The organism is Sandarakinorhabdus sp. (genome assembly GCF_032115815.1).
Lineage (GTDB): Bacteria > Pseudomonadota > Alphaproteobacteria > Sphingomonadales > Sphingomonadaceae > Sandarakinorhabdus.
On the sequence record NZ_JAUMBI010000068.1, the window covers coordinates 1 to 8,597 of the forward strand.

Consider the following 8,597-nt stretch of genomic DNA (forward strand, 5'->3'; position numbering starts at 1 on the left):
CGCAGCTGCTGCGTCTCGTCGGCCGTGGGTGCCGCGGCGGCCATGGTGGTCAGGCGGGTGGCATAGGCCTCCAGCTCGCTGACCATGCCCGCCGCCCGGCTGGCGTCGCCGTTCTGCATGTCGCCGATGTTATGCCACAGGCCTTCGAGCAGCGTGGTGTTCTCCGCGGTTTCCGCCCGTGCCACCAGCCGGACGCGCAGGATCTGCAGGCGGGCAGAAGTGGACGCGTCGGGGGCGCTGGCGTGCGAGCGGATCAACGCGAATGCGCCTTCCTCGTCGCGCAGCCAGCCCAGTTGGTCCAGTTGCTCGCGGGCCTGGGCAGCGATCGGGCCTTCGGCGGCATGCAGCAGCAGCCACAGGTGGTGGCGCGCCACGCGGGCAGCCTCCAGCCCGGCCGCAGCCAGGCCGGCATATTCGATGCCGAACTGGCTCGTCACGATATCAAAGCTCTGATCGGCAAACGGTAAATGCGCCGCATCAACGCCGCCGGTGATCGCCGGATCGGCGCCGTCAATCACCACCAGATCCACCCCGCACACATCGGTGAAACCCTGCGCCCGGGCCAGCGCCAGGATCGCGCCGCGCCCGCAGGCAACATCCAGCAGCCGCATGGCAGGCGGCACGCACGACAGCAGGGCCTGCCAGCCGCCGGATATGCTGGCCGCCACCGCCGGCGGCAGCGTCGTGGTGCAACCATCGATGCCGGCGTCCTGCCAGAAACGTTGCCAGTCCTGGATGGCGCGCGGGTCTGGAGAGGGGGCGGCGGGCGGAGTCACCGCGCCACGATAGCAAATTCGCCACACCTGCCAAGGAATCTGTTCGCATAGCGAGCTAACGTGCGCTTAGCGTGCATTCACGATTGACAGGGCGCGCACATGGCGCTGTTATCTGCCTGTCATACGGGGGAAGGCGCAGGGAGTGGTGGCCTTCCGCATTGGCATGGGAGTGACCGCTGCGTTCTTCAAGTCTCTGATAAAATAGAGATTTATCTGGCTGGAGATAGCAACAACATGGGGGTTATCACGATGGTTCGGGCAAATTCGGGTTCGCTGTGCGCACTGCGTTCGATTGCGACGAAACTGCGGCTGGCAACGGCGCTGACGGCCCTGGCCGTCGCTCCGGCGGTTGCCGCCCAGGAGCAGGCCGCCGCCAGCGGCGCGAGCGAGGATCAGGCCATCATCGTCACCGGTTCGCGCCTGTCGCGTCGCGATCTTGAATCGAGCAGCCCGGTTGTCACCCTCAGCGCCGATATCCTCACCGCGCAGGCCGTTCCCACGCTGGAAACCGCGCTGAACCAGTTGCCGCAATTGCAGCCGAACAGCACTTCCAGCTCCAACCAGTCCGGCGGTTCGGGCGTGCTCACCGCCGATCTTCGCGGTCTCGGCCCGGAACGCACGCTCGTCCTTGTTGATGGGCGGCGTTTCAATCCGGCCAATTTCTCCGGCCTCACCGATTTGGCCACCATTCCCGATCTGATGCTGGAAAAGGTGGAAGTGATCACCGGCGGCGCCTCGGCCATTTATGGTTCGGATGCCATTGCCGGTGCGGTCAACTTCACGCTCAAGCGGCGCTTTGAAGGCGTGCAGGCCAATTACACCTTTGGGCAGACCGATCGGGGCGACGGCACCAGCCACAAGATTGACGTGATGATGGGCGTGAACGCGCCGGATGATCGCGGCAACATCACGGCCTATTTCAGCTACACCAAGCGCGATCAGGTGCTGATGGGTGATCGCGAATTCAGCGCCCTGCCGCTGCTGGCCGATGCCACCGGCAAGTTCCAGCCCTTTGGTTCGGGCAATATCCCCGGCGGCGCCATCGCCTTGAATGCGGCGCAGCTGGCGCAGATCAATGGCGTGCCGGATCTGAACAACGCGTCGGGCGCCTGCAACGTGGGCAATGCCGGTATCCGCTTCACCCAGCCCGGTGGCCGGCCGGAACCCTTCTGCCGTCTGCGTGACCAGTTCAACTATGCCGCGCCCAATTTCCTGTTGCGCCCGATGGAGCGTTATCAGGCCGCGGTGACGGCCAATTATGAACTGACCAGCGGCATCGAAGCCTATGGCCAGTTCTTCTTCACCAAGAAGGAAAACAGCTTCCAGCAGGCGGCCGAAGCGGTGAACCCGTCCTCGTCAGGGCAGGCCGCCGGCACCGTGCTGATCCCGAACGCGCTCACCAACCCGGTGCTGACCGCGGCGCAGCGGACATTCTTTGCCGCCAATGCCGGCTTCTTCGATCCGGATGGTGATGGCACCTACACCGTGCGCGGCTATGGCCGCCGCTTTGAAGAATTCGGCCCGCGCACCGTGCGTTTCGCCACCGACAGCTTCAACGCCACCGCCGGCCTGCGCGGCAAGTTCGATGTGGGCGGCAACCAATGGCGTTGGGACAGTTTCTTCCAGTATCAGCAGGTGGATGAAGACAGCGAGCGGCAGAATCTGCTGTCGCGCTCGCGCACGACCGCCGGTCTTGACGTGGTGGTCAACGCCAACGGCACGGCCAGCTGCCGCAACGCGATCATCCCGGGCTGCATCCCGGTCAACATCTTCGGCAATGATACGCTCACCCCGCAGATGGCCGATTTCCTGAGCGTGGACACAACCACGGCCAGCACCTTCAAGCGCACCGTGGCGGGCGGCAGTCTTGCCGGCGATCTGATCAAGCTGCCGGCCGGCATGGTCGCCACGGCCTTCGGTGTCGAATATCGCAGGGACAGTTTCACCATCCGTCCCGACGAAGTGGCGCTGTCCAACGATCTGGCCGCCGTGCAAGTGCCGCCGATCCGCAACGCTGGTTCGTTCAACCTGTTCGAAGTCTTCGGCGAAATCCGGGTGCCGATCCTGGCCGATATGCCCTTCTTCAAGATGCTGGCCGTGGAAGGCGCCGTGCGTTACGCCGATTACAACACCATCGGCGGCGTGACGACGTGGCGCGGTGCGGTGGATTGGGAAGTGAACGACTGGCTGCGCCTGCGCGGCAATTACAGCCGCGCCATCCGCGCGCCGAACCTGTCCGAACTCTTCGCGCCCACCGGCCAGGGCTTCATCGGTGGCCGCGATCCCTGCCTTGCCGTCAACCGGCCCAGCGCTGCGCAAAAGACGCTGTGCGTGGCCCAGGGCGTGCCGGCCGCGTTCATCGACACGCTGACCGTGGGTGCCAGCCAGGGCTTTGGCACCGAAAGCGGCGGCAACCGCAACCTGCAGGAAGAAAAGGCCGATACGCTGACGCTGGGTGCCGTCATTCGGCCGCTGCGCAGCCTGGCGTTCACCATCGATTATTATGACATCAAGGTGCGCGACGCGATTGCCCAGGTTGGGGCGCAGGTGCTGATCGATACCTGCTTCTCGACGCTGGAGGGCAGCTCGGTGCCGTGCCAGTCCATCGTGCGCGACACCTTCTCGGGCAATATCAACTTCGTGCGGGCGCCGTTGCTCAACGTCGCCGAACGGCGGGTGCGCGGCCTCGACGTGGGCGCCAATTACACCACGGCACTGCCCAGTTTCTTCAACATCGGGGACAGCAGCAAGCTTGACCTGTCGGCCAATCTGTCGTGGCAGTTTGCCAACACCACCGTGCCGATCACCGGCCTGCCCACCATCGATTGCGCCGGCTTCTACGGCGGCGCCTGCTCGTCGGATTCGACCCGCATCTCGCCGGCCTTCCGCGCCTTCTTCGGCGCCGACTACAAGAGCGGCCCTGTCTCCGTCCGCAACCAGGTCCGCATGGTCGGCAGCCTTGATCTGCTGCCGGGGGCGCCGCCGTCGGAATCCGGCACGGTGGGCAAGGAAACCTATTGGGATATTTCGGCCCGTGTCGAAATCACCAAGAACATCGCGATCTTTGGCGGCATCAACAACGTGCTGGATAACCAGCCGCCGGTGATGGGCTTTGCGGCAGGTGGCGATTCGAACACCAACCCGCAGCTGTATGACGTGATCGGTCGCCAATATTTCATCGGCATCGGCACGCGCTTCTGAACGGAACCGGCGGCCATCGCATGAAGGGGAGAACAGGGATGAAGGCAAGACTGTTGCTGGTAGTGGCCATGGCCGCGCTGGCGGTTCCCACCCCGATCGCGATGGCCACCGCCCAAAGTGCCAGCATGGCCCATGCCGGGCCACCGCGCGGGCAGGGCAGTTATCAGGATCTGCTCGGCGTGTGGGCGGAGTTCCGCACCTGGCGGGGCGGCTGGATGGCGCGCACGCCGGATTGGTCTGCTGCCGGCATGGCTGCCGAACGCACCGCCATGGCCGGATATCTGGCCCGCGTTGAGAACATGAACGTCGCCGCCATGGATCGCGGCCAACGCGCCGAATGGCTGGCGGCCCGCGCCAAGATGCTGGAACATCATTTCCTGATCGAGGCAGCCAAACCATGGGAACGCGATCCCGGTTTCTATGTCGACAAGATGCTCGACATCGGTTTCGCCGAGCTGCCGGCCAAGGGCGATGCGCTCGCCAAGCTGAAAACGCGCCTCGCCGATGTGCCCACGCTCACCGCCACGGCCAAGGCCAATCTGAAGAACGTGCCCGGCGATTATGCCGATCTGGCCCTGCACAATATCGATACCGCCGATGGCGTCGGCCATGGTCACCCCTATCGGCCGGTGCCGCCTCCGGGCGTGCTTGGCTGGCTCGATGATCTGGCCGGTCGCGCTGCCAAGCAGCAGCCGGAATTGCTGCCCGATATCCGCAAGGCACGCGCCGCCACCGTGGAATTTCAGGCCTGGCTGAAGGCGGGCCGTCCGGCGATGACGGCCAAGGCCGGGGTCGGCAAGGCGCGGTTTGATTGGTATCTCAAGAACGTCAAGCTGCTGCCCTACAACTCTGATCAGTTGATGGTGCTGGGCGCCCGCGAAACCCAGCGCCTGTGGTCGGTCCACGCGCTGGAGGAGCATCGCAACCGCAAGGCTGCGCCGCTGAACCTGCCGACGACGGCCGAAGATTATGCTGGCCGCAAGGACCGGACGATGAAGCTGATCCGCGAGTGGATTGCGCGCGAAGAGATCATCACCGTGCCCGAAGATATCGGCGATCTTTACATCAACGTGCCGTGGATCGTGCGCCCCGATGGCCCCAATTTCTGGGAGCAGGTGCAATATCGCGATCCGACGCCCGATCTGCTGCACGCGACGTTGCCCGGCCATGCCTTTGATGGCCAGATGGCCCGGCGGGACAAGCGGCCCATTCGCGGGTTCATCGGCGACGGCGTGCGCGGCGAAGGCTGGGGCGTCTATCTGGAAGAGGCCGCCCAACGCCTTGGTTTCATGGAAGATCGGCCACGGGTGCGTGAACTGATCGATATCTTCGGCATTTTCCGCGCCGTGCGCGTGGCCGGCGATATCGAACTGCAGCTGAATCAGAAGACCGTTCCCGAAGTGGTGGCCGATTGGCAGAAGTGGACGCCCTGGCTCGACAAGAATGTCGCGCGGGTGGACGCCGAAATCTATCTGCGCCGCCCGCCGGGCTATGGCCTGGGCTACACGGTGGGCATGATCGAGATGCAGAAGCTGCTGGCCGACCGTCGCCACCAGTTGGGCGACAAGTTCGTGCTCAAGCAGTTCCACGACGAGTTCATGGCCGCCGGGCGCTTGCCGATGTCGGTAATCCGCTATGACATGACCGGCTTCGACGACGAGATTCGCCACTTCTGGCACAAGGATCCGCTGCCGGCGCATTAGCCCGTAGTGGCCAGCGCCATCACGCGCGCTTGACGTTGCGACCGCATTTCCCCAAGGACTGCGGGCGTCGGGGAGTGGCGCAGTCTGGTAGCGCATCTGCTTTGGGAGCAGAGGGCCGCAGGTTCGAATCCTGTCTCCCCGACCAAAATGCACCGCGAAGCGGTTTCGCAGCACAGGAACGGCGCAGCCAATCCTGTCTCCCTGACCATCCATTCAGAAATGAAAAAGGCCCCCGCGTTGGTACGCGGGGGCCTTTTCATTTCAGCCGCGACGCAGCGTCAGAAGCGCTGGCCGAACTTCACGCCGAAGAACTGCGGCCGGATCGGGAAGTTCCGCGACGAACCCGAGCAGATCGAGATCGAGCAGAAGGCGTTCGTCGTCAGGATGCCGCGGCGATCGAAGGCGTTCTGGATGAACACGTCCACCGACCATTTGTCCTTCTTCACGCCGGCCGAGAAATCGAACGAGATAAAGCCCGCCGAGTTGCCGAGCAGGTCGTTCAGCTCGGTGTTCAGATCCTGGGTTGCGCCGGTCTGATACAGGGCGGCACCCTGGATATAGGCATCCATCTTGCCCAGCATCGTATCATAGCGCACCTGCGTGGTGCCCTTGAACTTGGGCTGACGCGGCAGGCGGGTGCCATCGGCAGCGGCGACTTCCGGCGTGGGCGGGTTGCCCGGCGCGAAGGCGCCAAGCGTACAGGACGCCAACTGGGCGATGGACAAGGTGGTGGCGTTGGCGGCGAAGTTGCAGAAATTGCCCTTCAGCTTGCCATCATTGTACGAACCCGACGTCGAGATGGTGAACTGGCCGAGCCGCAGATCAGCATCGAACTCGACCCCCTTCACCTCGGCATTGCCGGCGTTACCGGTGATGCCCGCGCCCTGGGCGCCGGCGACAACCACCGAATATTGCAGGTCGTTCCACTTTTCGAGGTAGAAGGCGGCATTCAGGCGGAATACATTGCCCCATGTCGTCTTGAAGCCGATTTCATAGTTGGTCAGATCTTCCGAGCGGAACGGCGCCACGGCATAGACCTGGCCACCGATGCGCAGCGGCCGGCCCTGGCCACCGGGACGGAAGCCGGTGGAATAGTTGGCATAGATCATCTTGCCGGGGGCCACCTGCCAATCCAGCGCGATCTTGTGGGTTTGGCCCTGTTCCCGATAGATCAGCTGGTGATCGGGGCGCGAGAAGTTGGTGTTGAGGCAGGTCAGGCGTTCCGTGGCCGACAACGGGGTGGGGCAACCGCCCGCCTGGCCAGTGGCCGCCACGGTACTGCGCACGTTCTGCGCCGATGCGGCGACACCGGCGAAGCCGACCAGGTTCAGTTCCGTCCAGAAATAACGGATGCCACCGGTGAGCTTCAGGGTTGGCGTGATGTTGTAATGGCCTTCCGCAAACACGGCATAATCGCGGGTGACGCGGTCCTGTTCGGCGAGGTAAAAAGCCTCTCCCTTAACGGCTGGCGTGCCCAGGATCATGCTGCCGCCCTGATCAACCGGCACGCCGAACGATGTGGCGAAATCGGTGCGATCACCGCCACCCGATTCGGTATAGCCAGCGACATCGCCCAGGCCACGCGTGGCGTATTCGTCGTTGATCTCGTTCTTCTGATATTGATAGAAACCGCCGAACGTGATGTCGACCGGCCAGCTTTGCGGCGTCTTGAAGCGCAGTTCCTGGGTGAAGATGCGCTCGTTGCGGTTGCCGCTGTAATATTGCTGCGGGTTCAGCAGCGTGGAGCAGCGCAGCGAAGCGCCCGAACCGGTGCAGCCCGCCTTGTCGAAGAATTGCAGATAGCTCTCATAGCCGGGGCCAAAGCTGTCATAGGCCACGGTGTAATAGGTGTAGTCGTTCAACAGCTTGATGTTGCGGCGGAAATAGCCGGTGGCGCTGACCACGTCGAAATCGCCGATATGGCCGTGGATGGTGGCCTGCGCCTGGTACCATTTGTCGTCCTGGCGGGTGTCGTCATAATCATGCACTTGCAAGTCGCCCACCCGGGGATCGAAGCCGAAATAGCCCAGCGAGATCTGCCGTTGTGCGGTGATCTGCGGGTTGATCGACCAGCCTTCGACCGGTTCCCACAGCAGCGACAGGCGCCCGCCGACTTCATCGATGCTGTTGTAGTTGTTCCGCGCCTTGTTGGCGTTGTTCAGCGTGAAGCTGGTCAGCGGGTTTTCATCGCCCAGCGCCAGAACAGCGGGCCGGCCATCGTTGAACAGGCCGTTGTTCGGCACGTTATCAACATAGCCGCCTTCCTTGCGGTAATAGCCCATGGCGCGGATCGCCAGGGTTTCGGTGACCGGGATGTTGATGAAGCCCTGGGCCTGGCCGCCGAAATCGCCGCCGCCGAACTTGTTGGCTTCCAGGTCCATGCCGCCCGAAAACTCGCCGAGCTTGGGCTTGTTGGTGATGACGCGGATGGTGCCGGCCAGCGAGCCGGCGCCGAACAGCGTGCCCTGCGGGCCTGACAGCGCCTCGATGCGTTCCACGTCATAGACGTGGACATCGGGCAGGCCGTTCACGTTGATCGAGATATCGTCGAGATAATAACCAGTGGCCGGATAGGCGCCGCCGGCCGGCACGATGCCGCGGAAATACACTTCGGTACGGCCCGGCCCGAGGCCGGCGAACGAGACGGACGGGATCAGCGCGGCAAAATCGGTCAGGCCCTTCACGCTGCGCTGCTGCAGCGTATCGGCGCTGAGCGCCTGCATGGAGATCGGCACCTTCTGGATGCTGGTGGCCGTGCGAGTGGCCGTGACGATGATTTCCTCGAAGCCCTTTTCCTCTTCGGCGGCCGCGGTGGCCTGATCATCGGCAGCAAGCGCCGGGCTGGCAAGGCCGGCCAGCATGGTGGTGATGCCCAGCAATCGGATGAACCGTGTGCGGCTGTTGCCCTGTTGAAGCG

General features: G+C 63.8%; 4 protein-coding genes and 1 tRNA gene. 3 read left to right on the forward strand and 2 right to left on the reverse strand.

Going from position 1 to position 8,597, the window contains the following annotated elements; all coding sequences use genetic code 11:
• A partial coding sequence (locus RT662_RS04075; RefSeq protein ID WP_313669381.1) for a methyltransferase domain-containing protein occupies positions 1–776 on the reverse strand: 776 nt, incomplete at its 3' end.
• A 249-nt stretch (positions 777–1,025) separates the two neighbouring features.
• Between RT662_RS04075 and RT662_RS04080 the strand changes: the two genes are divergently transcribed.
• From RT662_RS04080 to RT662_RS04090, 3 genes are all read left to right on the forward strand, one after another.
• A complete protein-coding gene (locus RT662_RS04080; RefSeq protein WP_313669382.1) occupies positions 1,026–3,977 on the forward strand; it encodes a TonB-dependent receptor domain-containing protein in 2,952 nt (983 codons plus the stop codon).
• Positions 3,978–4,015: 38 nt separating this feature from the next.
• The gene (locus RT662_RS04085) at positions 4,016–5,680 is read left to right on the forward strand and encodes a DUF885 family protein (protein WP_313669384.1); all 1,665 of its coding nucleotides are present in this window, start codon (positions 4,016–4,018) and stop codon (positions 5,678–5,680) included.
• A 68-nt stretch (positions 5,681–5,748) separates the two neighbouring features.
• Positions 5,749–5,825 (forward strand) — tRNA-Pro (locus RT662_RS04090).
• 133 nt (positions 5,826–5,958) lie between these two features.
• Here the strand turns inward: RT662_RS04090 and RT662_RS04095 are convergent.
• Positions 5,959–8,597: TonB-dependent receptor (locus RT662_RS04095; protein WP_409530134.1), on the reverse strand; the 2,639-nt coding region annotated here is incomplete at its 5' end.

Bases quoted from the DNA above. Each gene is read 5' to 3' on its own strand.
- RT662_RS04080 (WP_313669382.1), top strand. From the start codon at position 1,026: ATGGTTCGGGCAAATTCGGGTTCGCTGTGCGCACTGCGTTCGATTGCG.
- RT662_RS04085 (WP_313669384.1), top strand. From the start codon at position 4,016: ATGAAGGCAAGACTGTTGCTGGTAGTGGCCATGGCCGCGCTGGCGGTT.